The organism is Kitasatospora sp. NPDC002040 (assembly GCF_040296785.1).
In the GTDB taxonomy this organism is placed as follows: domain Bacteria; phylum Actinomycetota; class Actinomycetes; order Streptomycetales; family Streptomycetaceae; genus Kitasatospora.
In genome coordinates, this window is sequence record NZ_JBEOXV010000006.1 from 177432 (window position 1) to 198756 (window position 21325).

The 21325-nt window shown below is 73.2% G+C and carries 15 protein-coding genes; 8 read left to right on the top strand and 7 right to left on the bottom strand.

All coding sequences use genetic code 11. The features are described from left to right. Window positions 1-100: 100 nt before the first annotated feature. Entirely contained in the window at window positions 101-2236 is a 2136-nt protein-coding gene (locus tag ABT118_RS17830) for a discoidin domain-containing protein (RefSeq protein WP_350669476.1), read from the top strand. A 72-nt stretch (window positions 2237-2308) separates the two neighbouring features. On the opposite strand, the gene ABT118_RS17835 is transcribed toward ABT118_RS17830, so the two are convergent. After that, window positions 2309-6160, bottom strand: coding sequence for a caspase, EACC1-associated type (locus ABT118_RS17835; RefSeq protein WP_350669477.1), 3852 nt, complete (start codon window positions 6158-6160; stop codon window positions 2309-2311). 9 nt (window positions 6161-6169) lie between these two features. Next, the gene (locus tag ABT118_RS17840; RefSeq protein ID WP_350669478.1) at window positions 6170-6655 is read right to left on the bottom strand and encodes an effector-associated constant component EACC1; all 486 of its coding nucleotides are present in this window, start codon (window positions 6653-6655) and stop codon (window positions 6170-6172) included. A 248-nt stretch (window positions 6656-6903) separates the two neighbouring features. On the opposite strand from ABT118_RS17840, the gene ABT118_RS17845 reads away from it, so the two are divergent. After that, entirely contained in the window at window positions 6904-9087 is a 2184-nt protein-coding gene (locus ABT118_RS17845; protein ID WP_350669479.1) for a DEAD/DEAH box helicase, read from the top strand. Between the two features lie 31 nt (window positions 9088-9118). Here the strand turns inward: ABT118_RS17845 and ABT118_RS17850 are convergent, their stop codons facing one another. Then, window positions 9119-10330: an acyl-CoA dehydrogenase family protein gene (locus tag ABT118_RS17850; protein ID WP_350669480.1), complete on the bottom strand. Its 1212-nt coding sequence runs from the start codon at window positions 10328-10330 to the stop codon at window positions 9119-9121. Between the two features lie 27 nt (window positions 10331-10357). After that, on the bottom strand, window positions 10358-10825 hold the full coding sequence (locus ABT118_RS17855) for an SCP2 sterol-binding domain-containing protein (RefSeq protein ID WP_350669481.1): 468 nt from the start codon (window positions 10823-10825) through the stop codon (window positions 10358-10360). 76 nt (window positions 10826-10901) lie between these two features. Between ABT118_RS17855 and ABT118_RS17860 the strand changes: the two genes are divergently transcribed. Next, entirely contained in the window at window positions 10902-11558 is a 657-nt protein-coding gene (locus ABT118_RS17860; RefSeq protein WP_350669482.1) for a TetR/AcrR family transcriptional regulator, read from the top strand. On the opposite strand, the gene ABT118_RS17865 is transcribed toward ABT118_RS17860, so the two are convergent. Together ABT118_RS17865 and ABT118_RS17870 are read right to left on the bottom strand one after the other, a co-directional pair. Further along, window positions 11546-12403: a MaoC/PaaZ C-terminal domain-containing protein gene (locus ABT118_RS17865; RefSeq protein ID WP_350669483.1), complete on the bottom strand. Its 858-nt coding sequence runs from the start codon at window positions 12401-12403 to the stop codon at window positions 11546-11548. The two genes, ABT118_RS17860 and ABT118_RS17865, sit on opposite strands and share 13 nt — an antisense overlap. Window position 12404: 1 nt before the next feature. Beyond that, entirely contained in the window at window positions 12405-13709 is a 1305-nt protein-coding gene (locus ABT118_RS17870; RefSeq protein ID WP_350669485.1) for a 3-oxoacyl-ACP reductase, read from the bottom strand. A 97-nt stretch (window positions 13710-13806) separates the two neighbouring features. Here ABT118_RS17870 and ABT118_RS17875 point away from each other — a divergent pair, with 97 nt between their 5' ends. The 4 genes from ABT118_RS17875 (at window position 13807) to ABT118_RS17890 (ending at window position 18927) form a co-directional block, all read left to right on the top strand. Continuing rightward, entirely contained in the window at window positions 13807-15129 is a 1323-nt protein-coding gene (locus tag ABT118_RS17875; protein WP_350669486.1) for an acetyl-CoA C-acetyltransferase, read from the top strand. A gap of 44 nt (window positions 15130-15173) precedes the next feature. Beyond that, the gene (locus tag ABT118_RS17880; protein ID WP_350669487.1) at window positions 15174-17093 is read left to right on the top strand and encodes an AMP-dependent synthetase/ligase; all 1920 of its coding nucleotides are present in this window, start codon (window positions 15174-15176) and stop codon (window positions 17091-17093) included. 71 nt (window positions 17094-17164) lie between these two features. Beyond that, on the top strand, window positions 17165-18346 hold the full coding sequence (locus tag ABT118_RS17885; protein ID WP_350669488.1) for an aminotransferase class V-fold PLP-dependent enzyme: 1182 nt from the start codon (window positions 17165-17167) through the stop codon (window positions 18344-18346). Between the two features lie 98 nt (window positions 18347-18444). Further along, on the top strand, window positions 18445-18927 hold the full coding sequence (locus tag ABT118_RS17890) for a VOC family protein (RefSeq protein WP_350669489.1): 483 nt from the start codon (window positions 18445-18447) through the stop codon (window positions 18925-18927). A 34-nt stretch (window positions 18928-18961) separates the two neighbouring features. Here the strand turns inward: ABT118_RS17890 and ABT118_RS17895 are convergent, their stop codons facing one another. After that, a complete protein-coding gene (locus ABT118_RS17895) occupies window positions 18962-19615 on the bottom strand; it encodes a TetR/AcrR family transcriptional regulator (RefSeq protein ID WP_350669490.1) in 654 nt (217 codons plus the stop codon). A 123-nt stretch (window positions 19616-19738) separates the two neighbouring features. Here ABT118_RS17895 and qcrB point away from each other — a divergent pair, with 123 nt between their 5' ends. Continuing rightward, the gene (gene qcrB, locus ABT118_RS17900) at window positions 19739-21316 is read left to right on the top strand and encodes a cytochrome bc1 complex cytochrome b subunit (protein ID WP_350669491.1); all 1578 of its coding nucleotides are present in this window, start codon (window positions 19739-19741) and stop codon (window positions 21314-21316) included. Window positions 21317-21325 lie beyond the last annotated feature (9 nt).

Sequence of the window (21325 nt, forward strand, 5' to 3'; positions counted from 1 at the left end):
TCTGTTCAAGTCATTGACGCTTCGTCGGCGGCTCCGTAACCATCGGCCCATTCGGAGAGCGCTCCCCCACCCGTCTCCGGACCGTCCGACAGGAGCCGCCATGTCCGTACGTCGCCTGACTGCCCGACCACCCCTCGTCCTGCTGCTGGTGACCGCACTGCTGGCCGGCCTGGTGCTGGCCCTGGGCGGAGGCACCCCCGCCCGGGCCGCCGACGCCCTGCTCTCGCAGGGCCGCCCGGCCACCGCCTCCTCGACCGAGAACGGCGGCACCCCGGCCGCCGCCGCCGTCGACGGGAACACCGGCACCCGCTGGTCCAGCGCTGCGAGCGACCCGCAGTGGCTCCAGGTCGACCTCGGCGCCACCGCCACCCTCAGCCGGGTGGTGCTCAGTTGGGAGGCCGCGTACGCGAAGGCCTACCAGCTCCAGGCCTCCACCGACGGCAGCACCTGGACCACCCTCTACTCGACCGGTACCGGCGCGGGCGGCACCGAGAACCTGACCGTCACCGGCAGCGGCCGCTACGTCCGCGTCCTCGGCACCCAGCGCGCCACCCAGTACGGCTACTCGCTCTGGGAGTTCCAGGTCTACGGCAGCGCCGCCGGCACCGGCTGCGGCAGCACCGACGCCGCGCTCAACCGGCCCACCACCGCGTCCTCGACCGAGAACGGCGGCACCCCGACCGCCGCCGCTGTCGACGGGAACCCGGGCACCCGCTGGTCCAGCGCCGCGAGCGACCCGCAGTGGCTCCAGGTCGACCTCGGCTCGGTCCAGTCGCTCTGCGGCGTCCGCCTGGTCTGGGAGGCCGCGTACGCGAAGGCCTACCAGCTCCAGACCTCCACCGACGGCAGCACCTGGACCACCATCTACTCGACCGGCACCGGCGCGGGCGGCACCGAGAACCTGACCGTCACCGGCAGCGGTCGCTACGTCCGCGTCCTGGGCACCCAGCGCGCCACCCAGTACGGCTACTCGCTCTGGGAGTTCCAGGTCCTGACGGGCGGGCCGCCGAGCAGCTCGGCCGTCCTGCTCTCCTACGGCAAGCCCGCCACCGCCTCGACCTTCCAGGACAGCGGCTTCTGCTCGGGCTGCACCCCGGCCAAGGCCTTCGACGCCGACCCGGCCACCCGGTGGGCCAGCAGCGACACCACCGGCTGGGTCGACCCGGGCTGGATCGCGGTCGACCTGGGCGCAACCGCCGCGATCAGCAAGGTCGTTCTGCAGTGGGACCCGGCCTACGGCAAGGCCTACCAACTGCAGACCTCCGCCGACGGCAGCAACTGGACCACCATCTACTCGACCAGCACCGGCGCCGGGTTCAAGGAGAGCATCGACGTCTCCGGCACCGGCCGCTACGTCCGGATGTACGGCACCCAGCGCGGCACCCCGTACGGCTACTCGCTCTGGGGCTTCGACGTGTACGGCACCGGCGGCAACCCGACCCCGCCGCCCGCACTGCCGCCGAACCCGGGCAACCCGACCCACCTGGTCTGGAGCGACGAGTTCAACTCCCCCGCCGGGACGGCCCCGGACGCCTCCAAGTGGACCGCCGACGCCGGACCGGGCGTCAACAACGAGCTGGAGTACTACACCACCGGCAACCGGAACAGCTACCACGACGGCACCGGCAACCTGGTGATCGAGGCCCGCAAGGAGGTGACTCCGGGCTCGAGCTGCCCGCGCGACCCGCTGAGCGGGAGCACCACCTGCCAGTACACCTCGGGCCGGATCAACACCGCCGACCACTTCAACTTCACCTACGGCCATGTCGAGGCACGGATCAAGGTGACCGGCACGCAGGGGATCTGGCCCGCGTTCTGGCTGCTCGGCGCCAACTTCCGGACCGGCACGCCGTGGCCCAACTCCGGTGAGATCGACATCATGGAGCACGTCGGCAAGGTCGCGGACACGGTCTACTCGACCCTGCACGCCCCCGCCTACAACGGGGCGGGCGGGTACGGCAGTCCGTACACCGTGCCGGGCAGCGACTTCGCGTCCGCGTTCCACGTCTACGGGATGGACTGGGACTCCAGCCACATGACCTTCTCCGTCGACGGCAACGCCTTCTTCACCGTCGACCGCACCACCCTGGAGCAGACCCGGGGGCCGTGGGTCTACGACCACCCGTTCTACCTGATCCTCAACAACGCGGTCGGCGGCGACTGGCCCGGTGCGCCGGACGGCACCACCGTGTTCCCGCAGAAGATGCTGGTCGACTACGTCCGGGTCTCCCAGTAGCGGTCAACTGCTGATCCCGAGTGCGCCGTTGGCCCCCTGGCAACGAGACAGGGGGCCAACGGCGCAGTCCGGTCAATCCGTCAGGCCGGGCACCGGCCGCCCCGACAGGATCAGCCAGGCCGGCACCCGGACCCAGCGGGCCACCGGGCCGGCCTTGGCGCCGTAGCCGCCCGAGGGCAGCCCGACCAGCAACTCCCCCCGGGCCTGGACCAGTCGGAGGTGCCGGGCCGGCTCCTCGCCCTCGGCCGGCCCTTCGTCGATCAGCACCGCGATGTTCTCCGGCTCACCGGTCACCGGGTCCCGGCCCGTGACCAGCAGGTCGACCGGGTGGCCGCCGACGACCGAACCACGTTCGAGCGCATGGTGGCCGTGGTCACCGAGATGTGCCTGAAGCCGGTCCGCCAGGGCCTCGCGTCCGGGGGACGGGACAGCTGCGAGCGGCGCCGCCCCGGTCGGCCGCCGGTCGGCACCCGCCGCTGCCACCAGGGTCGAGCGCCTGGCCAACTCGGCGGGCAGGCCGGGGTGTTCCTGCCAGAAGCCGTGGGTGCCGACGGTGATCAACTGGGACTTGGCCCGGGTGATCGCGACGTTCCAGAGGTTCACCTGACCGCCCACCCAGTGCGCGGTACCGGCCGGGGTGTTCCCGGCCGCGACCAGGCTGAGCACCATGACGTCCCGTTGGCCGCCCTGGAAGGCGTGCACCGTACCGACCCGGACGTCGTACTCCCTGAGCCTGCGCTCCAGGTCCTCCTTCTGCGCCCGGAACGGAGTGACCACACCGATCGTCGCCTTCGCCGGGAGCCGGCGGCGCAGTTCGGCCACCACCCGCTCGACGGCGGCCGCTTCGGCCTGGTTGCGCCAGGATCCGCCGCCCTCGCCCGGGGCCGAGGCACCGTCCGGGACGTCCACCCAGGTGAGCACCGAGGACCGCCCGGACCCCTGGGACAGGTCCACCGGCGGGACATGGCCGCGCACGTCCGTGAGCACCCGCAGCCGGCCCGCGTAGCAGTACCCGTTCACCACGTCGGCGATCTCGGGGTGGCAGCGGTAGTGCTCGTCCAGCAGCAGCGCGGCCGTCCCCCGGCTCGCCGCGTCGTACACCGAGTTGGTGCGGTAGGAGAGTTGGTGCTCCTCCAGCCAGGCCGCGGACAGCCCCGCCCGCTCCCGGGCCTGGCGCTCCTGCTCGGGGGAGATCGAGGCGATGTGCCCCAGCTGCATCGGGTCGCCGATCACCAGGACGCGCTCGGCCCGGAACAGCAGCGGCAGCACGGCGGGGATCGAGCACTGGCTGGCCTCATCGATCACCACCAGGTCGACCAGGCCGGTCGAGAGTTCGAGCTGGCGGACGGAGTGCGTGCTGATCCCCCAGCCCTTGACCTGCGCCATCAGCTGCTTCTGGCTCTTCTGGAAACCCCGTTGCTGACGGAGCGACTGGAGTCGACGGTTCATCACCTCTGTTGCCGCCCGTAGCCGTTCCGCCGAGGTGGCCCCGGCCGCCTCCCGGGACAGCTCGGTGATCCGCGCGGTGTCCCGGAGCCGGTCCTCCCCCAACTGCTGCTCGTCGTACCGCTCGTGTGCGGTCGTCAGCGCACGGAGATCCGCCTCGGCGCCGCAGAGGTCGGCCAGCAGGGCCAACCGGAGCGGTTCCGCCAGGGCCGCGGCCACCAGGTGGTCCCGTACCTCCGGAGCCACCGCCCGGACGAACGCCCTTGCCGCCCGGGCCCGGCGCAGACCGGCCAGCACCCGGGCCCGCAGCGCCCTCCGGGCCCGGCGTTCGCACTGCCGGAGCAGGTCGCCGGAGCCGAGCCCGCCCCCGGCGAGCACCTCCGGCTGGATCCCGAGCGACTGCGCGGCCGCCGCCCTGGTCCGCAGCAGGTCGGCCAACCGCCCCTCCGCCCGGACGTACTCGGCGGCGGACCGCCGTCCGTCCAGCGAACGGGCCCAGGCATGGCGCAACTCGCCCATGGCGGTGGCGGAGTTGCGGGCGGGCTGCTCGGGGGGCTCGCGGAGCAGGCGCTCCAGCTTCTCCGCCTCCCGGCCGCGCGCCTCGACATTGCCGGTCCGCATCATCAGCCCCGGGGCGATGTCGTCGCAGCGGGCCGCGACCACGTTCACCGCCTCGTTGTTGGTGGAGGCCACCAGGACCGTCTGCCCGGCCTGGCTGCCGGTCGTGACGACCGCCGTCACCACCTCGCTCTTGCCGGTGCCCGGCGGGCCGGTGGCCACGGTCACCGGCTGCGTCATCGCCGCGCGGACCACGTGCTGCTGGCTCTCGTTGGAGGGTCCGGCGGCCACCACGGTCACCGCCCGCTGTGCCTCGGGGTCGGCTGCGGCCGACGATCCGGCCAGCAGCGCACCGAGCGCGGTGCGGGAGATCTGGTCGGCCTTGGCCGCGATCTCGGTCAGGTTGCCCACCAGCCCCTCGGCGAACTTGTCCGCACCGGAGGTCAGCAGCAGCATGGCGGCGTTGTGCGCCCCCCGCCGCAGCGAGCTGCGCACGCCGGTGTCGTTCAGCACCGAGATGTCCAGCGGCTCCAGCTCGGGCAGGTGCAGCTCGGTCAGCAACTGCCGTACCGCCTTGAGCATCTGGCCGCTGTTCCCGTCCTGCCAGGTCGGCTGCCAGCGGGCGGCCAGCTCTCCGGCCTCGTCCTGGGTCAGCAGCTCGGCCAGCAGCCCGGCGTGCACCGACGGCACCCCGGCGGGCCGGAGCACGTCCCGGCCGTCCGGGTCCGGGGACCGTTCCATCCGCTGTATCAGCAGCGGGGCCACCCGCACCGCGGTCTTGCCCCGGCGGCCGCCGGCGGCGGGCAGCGTGACGACCGGGTACCCGTACCAGTACTCGGTCTTGTCCGCGTCCCTGCCCCGGGGCAGCGCGGGTGCCGCCAGGGACCGGGCCAGTCCGGCCTGGACCTCCTCCTTGCCGGAGCCGTGCAGGACGTAGTCCTGCCCTTCGCCGCGGTCCCGGTCGGGCAGCATGGCCGAGGCCGACTCCGCAGCGATGCAGGCCAGGTAGTACTGGAGCAACCGCTTCCAGTCGACGCCGTCCTGCGCGTCGGAGTCGACCCGGGCCCGCGCCTTCAGCAGCGCCGGCGACGGCGCCGGACCGGCCGGACCGGCTCCCGGCAGCGGCGGCAGGAAGACCGGCTGCGCCACCGAGCGGGCGAACACCAGGTCCCGGGTGGCGCGGATGGTGGACTTGGTCGGACGCTGCTCCTCCGGGACCCCGAGGCTCGTCATCTGCTGGGTGAGAAAGGTGAACAGGTCGTCCGGGGTGATCCAACCGCTGTCCTTGATCCGCCCGTTGCGCAGCCCTTCGACGATCTCGCCGGTGAACCGCGACGTGCCGAGCGAGGAGCCCTCCGGTGCCATCGCGGAGGCGACCTGGAGCGCGTCGGAGGCCGTGATGAAGTACACCCCGGTCGGGTGCAGCAGCGTACTGCGGCCGGCCTCCGCGCCGCCCCGGAGCTCCTCCGCGGTCGCGCCCTTCGCGGTCCATCCCTGCACCACCGACCCGCTGGAGCAGCAGTCCAGCAGCACGATCTTCGAGGCCGCCCGGCAGTCCTGGAGCATCCGCTCCAGGAACTCCGCCGACACCGCCGTCCCCGGCAGGTCCGCCGGGTCCGAGTCACGGGTGAGGAAGTACAGCTGGTTGTCCTGCTCGCAGAACTCCCCGTGCCCGCTGAAGTAGACCAGGGCGGTCTCACTGGCCTGCCGCTCGCCGAGGAAGTCCTCGATCGCCCGCAGCATCTCGGCCCGGGTGGGCTCGGCGACCACGGCGCAGTCGTTGTACATGCCGATCTCGGTGCTCTCCAGCACCGCCTGCATGTAGTGCAGATCCGCTCGTACCGCCGGGAGTTCGTGGTACCTGGCGCTGTCGTACGTCGATACGCCGACCAGCAGCGCGTAACGGTCGTTGTCGCTCATCGGCCGCGCTCAGCCGACCGATCCGGACCCGTTGCCGGCGCGCTCGGCCCGCTCAGAACGTCCGGCCCGTTCAGCGCGCTCGGCCTGCCCGGCCTGCTCGGAGCGCTCGGCCTGGCCGGCCTGCTCGGCCTGCTCGGCCCGCTCGCCGAGGAAGCGCTCCACCAGTTCGGAGTCCTGCCGCACCTCTCGGCCGGAGATCTCCAGCTGCGCCCCGTCGGCTCTGACCACACGGATGGTGCGGCCCGGCGACCGGGCCAGCCAGGTCTGCAGCACCGCGACCCCGAGCGACCCGGCCGCGAGCAGCACGCTCACCGTCTCCAGGACCGGAACGCCCTTGGCCTCCCCGTCCGGTGCCTGCGGCTCGGGCAGTTGGACGACTGCGGTGAGGCCCGCGTCGGCGAACTCGGCCACGAGCTCGCGGGCCTCGCGCCGGGACCGCAGCGGATCGCTGTCGAGCAGGTCGATTCGGTGGCTGGTCTCCTGGGCGGATTCCACGCTGTCCCCTCTCGGTGTTCTGCCGAACGCGCAGAGTCGGCGCGTTCGCACACAGAGTGCAGATCCTAGTCAGCCCACCACCGCCGTGTGGATGATGTGACCGGAAGATCCGGAGCAGCCGACGCGTCCGGCGCCGGAGGGCTGTGCACCGCACCCGGGCCGAACTCCGGCTCCCGCTCCGGCGGCTGGACCCGCCCCGGCGAACAGGTGGAATCATGACCGGGATCCGGCTCCGACAGGTGGAGCCGATGACGGCAGGAGTCGTGGTGGGGCAGCCGGAGCCGACCGTACGGAAGCCCCGGGCCGCCATCCTCCGGGCCGAACGCCTGCAAGCCGCCGCCCGGACGGTCATCGGCGACCACCAGCACGCGGTCGAGCGGGTCCGCCTGGCCCTGGCCCCGCTCCAGGAAGCGCTGGTGGAGGCGGAACTCGACCGCATCCCGCTGGCCAGGCTGAAGGACGTCACCGGCGGCGGGCTCCGGCTGGCCGCGCTGGAGCAGGCCGGCTACACGACCGTCCGGCAGGTCCGGGACACCACCGCCTACACCTTGCGGCTGCACCCCGGCGTGGGTGAGCTGACTGCCGCTCAGGCCATCGGCGCAGCCCGGCAGCTCGCCGAGGCGGTCGGCCGGACCGTGGCGGTCCGGATCGACCCCGGCGACCGGAGCCCGGCCGCCACCGCGCTGGTGTCCGCCGTGCACCGGCTGGTCACCGCCGGCCACGAGGTGCGCCGCGCCCACGCGGCCGCCGAGCGGACCGAGCTCGACCTGGCCCCGCTGCTGACCGCCGCGCGCCCGCTCCGAGGCGCCCTGCGCGCACTGTTCGTCGGCCGCGAGCAGCGGGCGACGGCGCTGGAGGCCGTCCGCAAGCTGGAGGCGCTGACCTTCCGGGCCGATGAGCAGGAGCTGCCGACGGCGTTCGCGCAGGCGTCGGTGGACCTGCTGCGCCCACCGGTGTCGCCCGCCGAGGCCTGGATCGACTTCGAGCTGTACGCGGCCGAGTTCTACACCGTGCTCGACCAGGTCACCGGATCGGGCCCGGCCGGCCGGGTCACGTCGGAGGGTGACCTGCCCCAGGACCTGGCCGAGCGGATCCGGGCCGAGCCGCTGGACGACACCCACAGCAGGATCTCCCTGCGCGGCTACCAGGCGTTCGGGGTCCGATTCGCGCTGGCGCAGCAGCGGGTGATCATCGGCGACGAAATGGGTCTGGGGAAGACCGTGCAGGCCGTCGCCGCCATGGCCCACCTGCGATCCACCGGGCGGACCCGCTTCCTGGTGGTCTGTCCGGCCGGCGTCCTGGTGAACTGGACCAGGGAGATCGAGTCCGGCAGCACGCTGCCGGCCCTCCGCCTGCACGGCCCGGAGCGCGACGCGGCCGTGGACGACTGGCGCGGTCGGGGCGGTGTCGGTGTCACCACCTACGAAGGCCTGCGCCGGCTGGACCACCTGTCGGACCTGCCGGTCGGCATGCTGGTGGTGGACGAGGCGCACTTCATCAAGAACCGTACGGCGCAGCGTTCCAGGGCGGTGGCGGAGTGGGCGGAGCAGGCGGAGCACGTGCTCTTCCTGACCGGGACCCCGATGGAGAACCGGGTCGAGGAGTTCCGCAGCCTGGTGCAGTACCTGCAGCCGGATCTCCTCGGTCCGCCGGGCGGCAGCACCGGAGTCGGAAGCCCGGCGGCCTTCCGCAAAGCCGTCGCACCGGCGTACCTGCGGCGCAACCAGCAGGACGTGCTGGCCGAACTCCCGGCGGTCGTCCAGGTAGACGCCTGGGAGGAGTTCTCCCCGACCGACCAGGCCGCCTACCGGTCGGCGGTCGCCTCGGGGAACTTCATGGCCATGCGCCGGGCCGCCTACGCGGACCCGGCCGGATCGGCAAAGCTGTTGCGCCTCAAGGAACTTGTGCGGGAGGCCGCCGAGAACGGGCTCAAGGTGATCGTCTTCTCGTACTTCAAGGACGTGCTGGCGACCGTGCAGGAGGCGCTCGGCGGGCACGCCCTCGGCCCGATCCACGGCGGCCTGGCGGCCGCCCGGCGGCAGGACCTGGTCGACCGGTTCGGTGCGGAGCCGGGCCACGCCGTGCTGCTCGGTCAGATCCAGGCCGGTGGCATCGGCCTCAACATCCAGGCCGCGTCGGTGGTCATCCTGTGCGAGCCGCAGGTGAAGCCGACCCTGGAGAGCCAGGCCGTCGCCAGGGCCCACCGGATGGGCCAGGTACGGCCGGTGCAGGTCCACCGGCTGCTGGCGACGGACAGCGTCGACCAGCGCATGGTGGAGATCCTCCGGGCCAAGAGCCGGGAGTTCGACCACTACGCCCGCCGCAGCGAGACCGCCGAGTCGACGCCGGAGGCGGTGGACATCTCGGAACGGTCCCTGGCCGTCCGGATCGTGGAGGAGGAGCAGCTGCGGCTCGCGCTCACCACCTCCTGATCGGGTCCGGACGGCCACGCCCCTCGGTCCGCTACCGGATCGGCTGCCCGGAGATGGCGCGGGCGATCACCAGCCGCTGGATCTCGCTGGTCCCCTCGAAGATGGTGTAGATCTTGCTGTCCCGGTACCAGCGCTCCACCGGGTGCTCCCGGCTGTAGCCCGCGCCGCCGAGGATCTGCACCGCCTTCTCGGTCGCGGCCACCGCCACCTCGCCCGCCTTGAGCTTGGACATCGAACCCTCGCCCGCGGTGAACGGCCGGTCGTTGCGGCCCATCCAGGCGGCCCGCCAGATCAGCAGCCGGGCGCAGTCGATCTCGGTCCGCAGGTCGGCCAGCGCGAACGCGATCGCCTGGTTGTGCAGGATCGGCCGCCCGAACTGCTCGCGCCCACCCGCGTATTCGAGTGCGTACTCGTACGCGGCCCGGGCGATGCCGAGCGCCTGGGCGCCGACCGTGGGGCGGCTGAGCTCGAAGGTGGCCATCGCGGCCTGCGCCTTGGCCGCGCCGCCCTCGCGGACCCGGGCCAGCCGTTCGTCCAGCTTGGCCTTCCCGCCGAGCACGCACTCGGCGGGCACCCGGACCTCGTCCAGGAACACGTCGGCGGTGTGCGAGGCGCGCAGGCCCAGCTTCTTGATCTTGCGGTTGCCCACCAGCCCGGCGGTGCCGGGCGGCACGATGAACGCGGCCTGGCCGCGCGCGCCCAGCTCGGGGTCGACCGAGGCCACCACCACGTGCACGTTGGCGATCCCGCCGTTGGTGATCCAGGCCTTCTGACCGCTGATCACCCACTCCTGCCTGGCCTGGTCGAACCGGGCCCGGGTGCGGAGCGAGCTGACGTCCGAGCCGGCCCCGGGCTCGGAGACGCAGAAGGCGGCCAGCTTCGGGTCCTGCTCGTCGCCGAAGCACTGCGGGATCCACTCGATCGCCTGGTCGGGCGTGCCGCTGGCGAAGATCCCGGCCACCGCGAGGGTGGTGCCGAAGATCGACATGCCGATGCCCGCGTCGCCCCAGAACAGCTCCTCGTTGGCCACCGGCAGCGAGAGCCCGGTCGGGTCGGCCCACATCTCGGCCAGCGACTCGAAGCCGTACAGGCCGATCTTCGCCGCCTCCCGGATCACCGGCCAGGGCGTCTCCTCCCGTTCGTCCCACTCGGCGGCGGCCGGGCGGACCACGTCGGCGGCGAACCCGTGGACCCAGTCCCGGAGTTCGGTCTGCTCGTCGGTCAGGTCGAGGTTGAAGCTCATGCGGGGCTCCTTCTGCGCAGGCGGGGCTCAGGCCTTGGGGATGTCGAAGTAGCGGGTCAGCCCGGAGGCCAGGCCGAGGTCACCGGCGACCTTGAGCCTGCGGGTCATGAAGAGCGTGACGCCGTTGGCGTTGCCGGAGACCAGCCGGAGGAAGTCGGCCGCGGTCAGGGTGAGTCCGAGCCTCGGCTCCGCCTCCCCGGCGCCCTTGCGCAGCACGCAGGCGCCGTCGGCGATCGCGGTCTCGTACACCGCGTCGTCCTGGCCCGGGTCGCTGATCCGCCAGCGGACCAGCGCGTTCAGCCGCCCCGCCACCTCGGGCTTGAACCTGGTCTCCATCCGCCCGAACACCTCGTCCAGGATCCGCCCCCGGGCGGGTCCGGCGACGATGTCGGCGAGGGCGGCCTTCCCGGTGCCCCGGACCAGTTGGGCGAAGTCCTGGGGCGAGATGGCCGCGAAGTCGAGGCGGTCGAGATCCAGCCCGTCGAGGGAGGTCATGGTGGGCGACTCCTTCTTACTCCGGAGTAAGTTTACTTGAGAGTAAGGTTACGGCTCGGTCAGATAGGCTGGCAAGATGCACCCGGAACCGTCCCGAAAGCGACTCCCCCGCAAGGTCCGCGAACAGCAGATGCTCGACGCGGCGGTGCAGGTCTTCTCCGCCCGGGGCTTCCACGCCACCTCGATGGACGAGATCGCCGAGCGGGCCCAGGTCTCCAAGCCGCTGCTGTACCTGTACCTGGGCTCCAAGGAGGAGACCTTCAGCGCCTGCATCGCGCGCGAGGCGGACCGGCTGGTCGACAGCATCGGCAGCGCCGCCCGCTCCCCCGCCGACGAGCCCGGCGAGCGGCTGATGCAGGGGCTGACGGCGTTCTTCGGCTACGTCGCGGCCAACCGGGACAGCTGGGTGGTGCTCTACCAGCAGGCCAGGTCGCAGAGCGGTGCGGTGGCCGAGCAACTGGCCCGGGCCCGGGCCGAGATCGTCGACACCGTCACCGAACTGGTCCGGCAGTCGATGGAGTTGGACCAGGCCCGGGAGGGCGGCAGCGGGTACGCGGCGCTCCGCCGGGAGGCCGCGGCGATCGCGCACGCACTGGTCGGCGCGGCCGACGCGCTGGCCGACTGGGCGCTCACGGTGCCAGGCGAGCAGCCGGAGGCCACCGCGCGCCGGCTGATGAACCTGATCTGGATCGGCCTGGAGCGCCGCGGCAAGGGCGAGGGCTACGGGAGCTGACGGGCCGTGACGCTCCCCCGCAGATGGGTCCGGGTGCCCGCGCGGTCGGTGAGCAGCAGCTCGGTCCGCCCGTCCCGTTCGGCCGCCGCGAACCGTACCGTGCCGGGCAGCGGGACGGGCGCCCGGAACGCCACCTCGATCTCGGCCGCCGGGGGCAGCCGGTCGCCGAGCGCGGCCAGCGCCCGGGCCTTGGTCCACATCCCGTGCGCGATCGCCCGCCGGAAGCCGAACGGCCGCGCGGTCAGGGCGGACAGGTGGATCGGGTTGCGGTCCCCGCTGACCGCCGCGTACCGCCGCCCGGTGGCACCGGTCAGCGGCCAGCTCTCGAACGGACCCGGCAGCGGCTCGACCCCGGCCGCCACCGGGACGGGCGGGCCGCCGGGACGGCTCCGGTGCAGGTAGGTGCTGCGCGAGACCCACACCTCCTCCCCCGCCGCCCGGGCCACCGCCACCACCTCGAACGCCGTGCCGCGCGGGTGCTCGCGCAGCCCCTCGGTCCACACCTCGACCGCGAGCGGCTCCCGGGCCGCGACCGGCCGCCGGATGCCGACCGTGTTGGCGATGTGCACCAGCCCGAGCAGCGGCAGCGGGAAGCCGGGGGCCGTCATCAGCCGGAGCGCGGCCGGGAAGGCCAGCAGGTGCGGGTAGGTCGGCGGCAGCGGCCCGTCGGCCGGGGCGGCCGTGACGGCCGTGACGGCCGGGAAGCCGCAGATCCGGCGGTAGTCGGCCAGCCGCCCGGGGTCGGCCGCCCGCTCGGGCAGCAGCAGGCGCCGCTCCGGCAGCCCGCCGCCGCTGACGCCCCGTCGGGTGACGGCCCGCAGGTAGCTGCCCAGGACCCGGTCCATCTCAGGCCCCCAGCAGCGACTGGCCGCAGACCCGGAGCACCTGGCCGGTCACCCCCGCGTTCGCGGGGTCGGCCAGCCAGCCGACCGTCTCGGCGACGTCCACCGGCAGCCCGGCCTGGGCCAGGCTGTTCATCCGCCGCCCGGCCTCGCGCACCAGCAGCGGCATCCGGGCGGTCATCGCGGTCTCGATGAAGCCGGGCGCCACCGCGTTGACCCGGACGCCGCGCCCGCGCAGCTCCGGGGCCAGCGCCCGGACCAGCCCGATCAGACCGGCCTTGCTCGCCGCGTAGTTGGTCTGCCCCCTGTTGCCCGCGATGCCGCCGATGGAGGAGGTGCAGACCAGCGCACCGCCGTCGCGCAGCACCGGCTCCGGGCCGCGCAGCAGCGCCTCGGTGGTCCGGTGCACCGCACCCAGGTTCACCTCCAGCACGCCGTCCCACTCCGGCCGGGTCATCCGGGCCAGGGTGCGGTCGCGGGTGATGCCCGCGTTGTGCACGAAGACGTCCACCCCGCCGGCCCCGGCCAGCTCGGTCCGGATCAGCTCCGCCGCGTCCGGTCCGGTCAGGTCGACGGCCAGGGCCCGGCCGCCGACCCGCTCCGCCGTCCGGGCCAGCCCGTCCTGCTGGGCGGGCAGGTCGAGGCAGACCACGGTGGCGCCGTCCCGGGCCAGCACCTCGGCGATCGCCGCACCGATCCCGCCCGCCGCGCCCGTGACGGCGGCCACGGCGCCCGCCAGTGAGCGGCGCGCGGGGGCGGTCGCGGCCGGCTCCACCCGGATCACCTGGCCGGAGACGTACGCCGAGCGGGGTGAGAGCAGGAACCGCAGCGGGGAGTCGATCCACTGCTCGGCGCCCGGGGCGACCTGGAGCAGCTGGCAGGTGGAGCCGCCGCGCAGCTCCTTGCCGAGCGAGCGGACGAAGCCCTCCAGTGCCTGGGCGGCCAGTGCCGCTCCCGGGCCGCCTGCCCCCGGTACCTCGCCGAGCACCACCACCCGCCCGGCGGGCGCCAGTTCGCGGACCGAGGCGTGGCCGAACTCGTACAGCTCGGCCAGCCCGTCGGTGCCCTCCAGCCCGGTGGCGTCGAAGACCAGCGCGGCGGGGCGCGGCCCGGCGGGCCCGGCCGGGAGCGCCGCCGCCAGCGCGGCGCCGAGGCGGGCGCTCGCGGTGCCGCCGAGCAGGACCGGCCCGCCCAACGGGGCCTGCCCGGCCCGGTGGCGGACCAGCTCCGCGGCGACGGGCGCGCCGAGGCGGCGCAGCACGCCGCGCCCCACCGGGCCTTCGATGACCTGCTGCAGCAGACCGGCCATGGATCGATACCCCTTACTCCCTAGTAAGTTTACTGAAGAGTAAATACCCTGGGCCCGGTCGAGCACCAGGGGCCGTCCTTCGATCAGGGAGCCAGAGATGACCAGGACCGTACGCCGGGTGGCGATCCTCGGCGGCAACCGCATCCCGTTCGCCCGGGCCGGCGGGCCGTACGCGCGGGCCACCAACCAGGAGCTGCTCGCCGCCGCCCTGGACGGGCTGATCGACCACTTCGACCTGGCCGGGGTCAGGATCGGCGAGGTCGCCGCCGGGGCGGTGCTCAAGCACGCCCGGGACTTCAACCTGACCCGGGAGGTGGTGCTCGGCAGCCGGCTCGACCACCGCACTCCCGCCTGCGATCTGCAACAGGCCTGCGGCACCGGCCTGGAGGCGATCACCCTGGTGGCCAACAAGATCGCGCTCGGGCAGCTCGACTGCGGCGTGGCCGGCGGCGTCGACACCGTCAGCGACGCCCCGATCGGGCTCAACGACGAGCTGCGCCGACTGCTGCTGCGCACCCAGCAGTCCCGCTCCACCGGCCGCCGGCTGGCCACCCTGCTGGGCGGGCTGCGACCGCGCCAGCTGGTCCCCGACCTGCCGGTCAACTCCGAACCCCGGACCGGGCTTTCGATGGGCGAGCACGCCGCCCGCACCGCCCGGCAGTGGCGGATCGGCCGCACCGAGCAGGACGAACTCGCGGCCGAGAGCCACCGGCGGCTGGCCGCCGCGTACGCGCGGGGCTTCTTCGACGACCTGGTCACCCCCCATCGCGGCCTGGACCGCGACCAGAACCTGCGCCCCGACTCCTCGGCCGGTCAACTCGCCCGCCTGAAGCCGGTGTTCGGCACCGACGGGGAGGACGCCAGCATGACGGCGGGCAACTCCACCCCGCTCAGCGACGGCGCCGCCGTGGTCCTGCTGGCGAGCGAGGAGTGGGCCGCGGCGCGCGGACTGGAGCCGCTGGCGTACCTGGTGGACACCGAGGTGGCCGCGGTCGACTTCGTCCCCGGCACCGACGCACCCGAGGCCGACGGGCTGCTCACCGCGCCGGTGTTCGCGGTGCCCCGGCTGCTGGCCCGGCATGGGCTGACCCTGGGCGAGCTGGACCGGTACGAGATCCACGAGGCGTTCGCCTCCCAGCTACTGGCGACCCTGGCGGCCTGGGAGGACCCGCGGTTCTGCACCGAACGGCTCGGCCTGCCGGGCCCGTTGGGCACCGTCGAGCGGGACCGGCTGAACGTCAACGGCTCCTCGCTCGCGGCCGGCCACCCGTTCGCGGCCACCGGCGGCCGGATCACCGCCACCCTGGCCAAGCTGCTGCACGAACTGGCCGCCGAGCGGACCGGTGACCGCCCGGTCCGGGGCCTGATCTCGATCTGCGCCGCCGGCGGCCAGGGCATCACCGCACTGCTCGAACGCTGAACCGAACCCGACCCGAAGACCCCAGGACCCGAGGAGACCAGCTGATGGCCCACCCCCTCGTCCGGGCCGCCCGCGCCGAACACCTGCGCAACCGCGCCCGGGTGGACGTACGGCAGGACGGCGACCGGATCGTCGAGGCCCGCACCGCGCCCCTGGTACCGCCGCAGACCGAGGGCAGCCTCGCCGACCTGCCGTTCCGCAACGCCGCCGAGGCCCCCGACGCGGTGGTGCTGGCCCGCCGGGGCGCCGACGGCGCCTGGGCCGACGTCACCGCCGCCGCCTTCGCCGCCGAGGTCGCCGCCACCGCCAAGGGCCTGGTGGCGGCCGGGATCCGGCCCGGCGACCGGATCGTCCTGATGGCCAGGACCAGTTACGAGTGGACCCTGCTGGACTTCGCCGCCTGGGCCGCCGGTGCGGTGATCGTCCCGGTCTACCCCAGCTCCTCGGCCGAGCAGGCCGAGTGGATCACCGGCGACTGCGGCGCGGTCGCCGCCGTCGCCGAGGACGCCGGCTGCGCCGAGGTGCTGACCGTCGCGCTGGCCCGCCTCGGTACCCAGCTCCCGCTCTGGCGGCTGGACCTGGGCGCGGTGGCCGAGCTGGCCGAGGCGGGCGCCGCCGTCCCGGACGCGGAACTGGACCGCCGCCGGGCCGAGTCGGGCCCAGGCTCGGAGGCCACCCTGATCTACACCTCGGGCACCACCGGCCGCCCCAAGGGCTGCCGCCTCACCCACGGGAACTTCCTGGACGAGGCCGCCAACTGCCAGGCCCTGCTCAGGCCGGTGTTCGAGGCGGTCTCGGCCGAGCCGCCGTCCACCCTGCTGTTCCTCCCGCTGGCCCACGTGCTCGGCCGGATGATCCAGGTCACCTGTGTGCTGGCCCGGATCAGGACCGGCCACAGCCCCTCGCTCAAGCCGGCCGAACTCCGGCCCGACCTGGCCGGGTTCGGCGCCACCTTCCTGGTCGGGGTGCCCTACCTGTTCGAGAAGATCCACCACCTCGGCCGGGTCGAGGCCCAGGCGCGCGGCGCCGCCCGGGTGTACGACCGCGCGGTGGCGGTCGCGGTCCGCTATGCCCGGGCCGAGCTGGCCGCCGTCGCCGGTGACGGGCCCCGGGCCCCGCTCGGGCTGCGGCTGGTGCACGGCCTCTACGACGCGCTGGTCTACCGCAAGGTCCGGGCCGCGATGGGCGGCCGGGTCCGGTACGCGATCAGCGGCGGCTCCTCGCTCGACCCCGAGCTGCTGCTGTTCTTCGCCGGTGCGGGAGTGATCGTCTACGAGGGCTACGGCCTGACCGAGACCACCGGGCCCTCCACCGTCAATCCGCCGCTGCGCCCCCGCCCGGGGACGGTCGGCCCGCCCGTCCCCGGCACCGCGGTCCGGATCGCATCGGACGGCGAGGTGCTGCTCAGCGGCGGCCAGCTGTTCACCAGCTACCTCGACCCGGCGGCCCAACCGCCCTTCCTGGACGGCTGGTTCGCCACCGGCGACCTGGGCCGGCTGGACCCGGACGGCTACCTCACCATCACCGGCCGGAAGAAGGAGATCCTGGTCACCAGCGGCGGGAAGAACGTCAGCCCGGCCCCGCTGGAGGACCGGCTGCGGGCCCACCCGCTGATCAGCCAGTGCCTGGTGGTCGGCAACGGCCGCTCCCACGTGGCCGCCCTGGTCACGCTCGACCCCGAGACGCTGGCCCAGTTCCTGGAGCGGCCCCCGTCCGGCCCCGGCGCCCCGGTGCTCCCGGTCGACAGCGCCGTACCGCTGCACCCCGCCGTCGCGGCCGAGGTCGCCGCCGCCGTCCAGGCCGTCAACGCCGCCGTCTCGCGCGCCGAGTCGATCCGCCGGGTCCGGATCGTCGCGGGTGACTTCACCGAGGAGCGCGGTCTGCTCACCCCGTCGCTCAAGGTCAAACGGCAGGCGGTGATGGCCGCCTACCGCAAGGATGTGGAACTGCTCTACGGCAGCTGACATCCGTCCGCCCCGCGCGGCCCGGACCTGCCTATCGTGTGACCACCAACGGTGGACCACAGGAGGCCGCAGTGCCGATCGACGTCGAGCTGGCCCGGCAGGACACGGCGGGCTGCGCGGGGGTGACCCATCTCAACAACGCCGGCGCGTCCCTGCCGCCGCGTCAGGTGGTGGACGCGGTGGTGGACCACCTGCGGCTGGAGGAGCGGTCCGGCGGCTACGAGGCCGCGGCCGCCGCGGCCGGGCGGATCGAGCACACCTACGACGCGCTGGCCGAGCTGATCGGCGCCGGACGCCACGAGATCGCCCTGCACGAGAACGCCACCCGGGCCTGGGACATGGCGTTCTACGGGCTGCGCTGGCAGCCCGGCGACCGGATCCTGACCTCGCGCTCGGAGTACGCCAGCAACGCGATCGCGTACCTCCAGACCGCCGACCGGTACGGGGTGCAGGTCGAGCTGGTGCCCGACGACGAGCACGGGCAGGTCTCCGTGCCCGCCCTGCGCGAGCTGGTGGACGAGCGGGTGAAGCTGATCGGCATCACCCATGTGCCCACCCAGGGCGGGCTGGTCAATCCGGCCGCAGAGATCGGCGCGGTGGCGCGCGCCGCCGGGGCGGTGTACCTGCTGGACGCCTGCCAGTCGATCGGCCAACTGCCGGTCGACGTCCGGGAGATCGGCTGCGACCTGCTCACCGCACCGGGCCGCAAGTACCTGCGCGGGCCGCGCGGCACCGGCTTCCTGTACTGCTCGGAGCGGCTGCTCGACACCCTCGAGCCGCCGTTCCTGGACCTCTCCTCGGCGAGCTGGACCGGCCCGGACTCGTACCGGGTCCGGGACGACGCCCGCCGGTTCGAGAGCTGGGAGAGCAGCCTGGCCGGCCGGATCGGCCTCGGGGTCGCGGTGGACTACGCGCTGGGGCTCGGGCTGCCCGCGATCGAGGCCCGGGTCACCGCACTGGCGGCGGGCCTGCGGGAGCGGCTGCTGGCCCTGCCCGGGGTGACGCTGCACGACCGGGGCACGCGGCAGTGCGGCATCGTCAGCTTCACCGTGGCCGGCCACGACAGCGCCGCCCTGGTGCCGGAGCTCAGGGCGCAGCGGATCAACGTCTCGGCCGCGCTGCTCGGTTCGGCCCGCTGGGACCTGGCCGAGCGGGGGCTGGAGTCGCTGCTGCGGGCCTCGGTGCACTACTACAACACCGAGGAGGAGCTCGACCGCCTCTGCGCCGCGCTGCCCGCTCCGCTGCCTGGCTGACCTCCGCGCGGCGCCCGCGCCTTCCCGGCCGATTCGGTCCTATGCTCACTTTTCGGGCGCCGGCTCCGGCGCAGCCAGTCGGCCAGGGAGGCACCCGGATGAGCACGGACGACCGCTTCACCACCTGTCTGTGGTTCGACGACCAGGCCGAGGAGGCCGCCGAGTACTACCTGTCGGTGTTCAGGAACTCCCGGCTGGGCCGGATCGGCCGCTACACCGAGGCGGGCCCGGGCCCGGCCGGTTCGGTGCTCGCGGTGGAGTTCGAGCTGAACGGCCAGAAGTTCGTCGGCCTGAACGGCGGGCCGCTGTTCAAGTTCAACGAATCGGTCTCGTTCCAGATCCCGTGCGCCGACCAGGCCGAGATCGACTACTACTGGAGCCGGCTCACCGAGGGAGGCCAGGAGTCGCAGTGCGGCTGGCTCAAGGACCGGTACGGCGTCTCCTGGCAGGTGGTGCCGACCGCCCTGATCGAGATGATCGCCGACCCCGACCCGGAGAAGGCCCGGCGGACCACCGAGGCGATGCTCCGGATGGGCAAGTTCGACCTGGCCGCGCTGGAACGGGCCTACGCCGGGGAGTGAGCGCGGGGCCGATGCCGCCCGGGGGGCGGAGTGGTCACCCCTCCGCCTCCCAGAGCCCGGCGAAGAGCTGGTCCAACTGCTCCTCGCCGACCGGCGGTTCGGCCATCGGGTCGGTGGCCCGGGCGTGGAAGCCGGCCAGCAGCAGCGCCAGGTAGCGCCGCCACACGCCGGGGCGGAGATCGTCGGCGGCCGGTACCGCCCGGCAGAGCGGGCCGAGCAGGAAGAGCAGGTCCATCGGGACCACATCCAGGCGCATGGTCCCCTGCTTCTGCGCCCGGACCATCAGGGCCGTGACGGTCGCGGCGTTGCGGTGGCTCATCTCGGCCAGCGCCGGGACACTCGGGATGGCCATCGTCACCAGGTCGTTGAACCCCCGGTTGGCGCCGACCAGTTCGAAGATCCGGCTGAAGTAGCGCTCGATCCCGGTCCAGGCGTCCTCGCTCGCGAGCGCCTCCTCCCCCGCCTCGGCCAGCACCGACCCCGCCGTGGCGAAGACCTCGCCGATCAGGTCCTCCCGGGTCGGGAAGTGCCGGTAGAGGGTGGCGTTGCCGACGCCCGCGCGGCGGGCGATCACATCCAGCGGCGTGCCGAGCCCCTGCTGCGCGAAGAGCTCGGCCGCCGCCTCGACCAGCGCCTCACGGTTGCGCCGGGCGTCCCGCCGCCGGGGCGCGGCCTGCTGATCCGTCATGGGCCCACCTTAGTCAGTCACTGAAACGGGGACCACTCCCCGTTGGTGCTACAGTACCGCCAGGAAATGGGGGTCACTCCCCGTTTCGAGCTGGGTACACGGATCGCGCACAAGGGGAGTGCCATGACCACCCGTCAGAACTCGGGGCGCCGCGCGGCGGACTGGATGGACGGCCGACTGGGCATCCACACGCTCGCCCGGACCAATCTGCGGAAGATCTTTCCGGACCACTGGTCCTTCATGCTCGGCGAGATCTGCCTGTACAGCTTCGTCGTGATCATCCTGACCGGCGTCTACCTGACCATGTTCTTCAAGCCGAGCATGGCCGAGGTGGTCTACCACGGTTCCTACGCCCCGCTGAACGGCATCCGGATGTCGGAGGCCTACGCCTCCACCATGAACCTCAGCTTCGAGGTGCGCGGCGGGCTGCTGATCCGTCAGATCCACCACTGGGCCGCGCTGGTGTTCGTGGCGGCGATGTTCGTGCACATGATGCGGGTCTTCTTCACCGGCGCGTTCCGCAAGCCGCGCGAGGTCAACTGGCTGTTCGGCTTCCTGCTGCTGTTCCTCGGGCTGATGGACGGCTTCATGGGCTACTCGCTCCCGGACGACCTGCTCTCCGGCACCGGCATCCGCTTCGTCGAGGGCGTCACGCTGGCGGTGCCGCTGGTCGGCACGTACCTGCAGATGTTCCTGTTCGGCGGGGAGTTCCCCGGCACCGACATCGTGCCGCGGTTCTTCACCATCCACGTGCTGCTGATACCCGGGATCATGCTGGGCCTGCTGGTGGCGCACCTGATCCTGGTCTTCTACCACAAGCACACCCAGTGGGCCGGGCCCGGCCGGACCGAGCAGAACGTGGTCGGCATGCCGCTGATGCCGGTCTACCTGGCCAAGGCGGGCGGCTTCTTCTTCCTCGTCTTCGGCGTCATCGCGGCCATGTCGGCGGTCGCCACCGTCAACCCGATCTGGGCGTACGGTCCGTACCGCCCCGACCAGGTCTCCACCGACGCCCAGCCGGACTGGTACATGGGCTTCGCCGAGGGCCTGATCCGGGTGATGCCGGGCTGGGAGATCGGCCTCTGGGGGCACACCCTCAACCTCGGCATCCTGATCCCGTTCCTGGCCTTCCCGCTGGTGCTGGCCGCCATCGCGGCCTACCCCTTCATCGAGAGCTGGATCACCCGGGACGGCCGCGAGCACCACCTGCTGGACCGCCCGCGCAACGCCCCGGTACGGACCGCGTTCGGCGCGGCCTGGATCAGCCTCTACCTGGTCCTGCTGGCCGGCGGCGGCAACGACCTGTTCGCCACCCAGCTGCACCTCTCGCTGAACAGCATCACCTACGCGGTGCGGATCGGCGTGTTCGTGGTGCCGGTCCTGGTCTTCACGGTCACCAAGCGCTGGTGCCTGGGCCTGCAACGGCGGGACCGCGACAAGGTGTTGCACGGCCGGGAGACGGGCATCATCCAGCGGACACCCGGCGGCGAGTTCGTCGAACTCCACCAGCCGCTCTCCCCGGCCGAGTTGCACCGACTGACCGCGCACGAGCAGCACACCCCCGCCGAACTCCCGCCCCGGGCGGGGCTGCTGACCCGGGCCCGGGTCCGTGCCTCGCACGCCTACTACGGCCCGGCCGGACAGATCAGCCGGCCGACCGCCGAGGAGTACCGCGCGATCGCCCACACCGACGAGCACTGACGGAGGCGC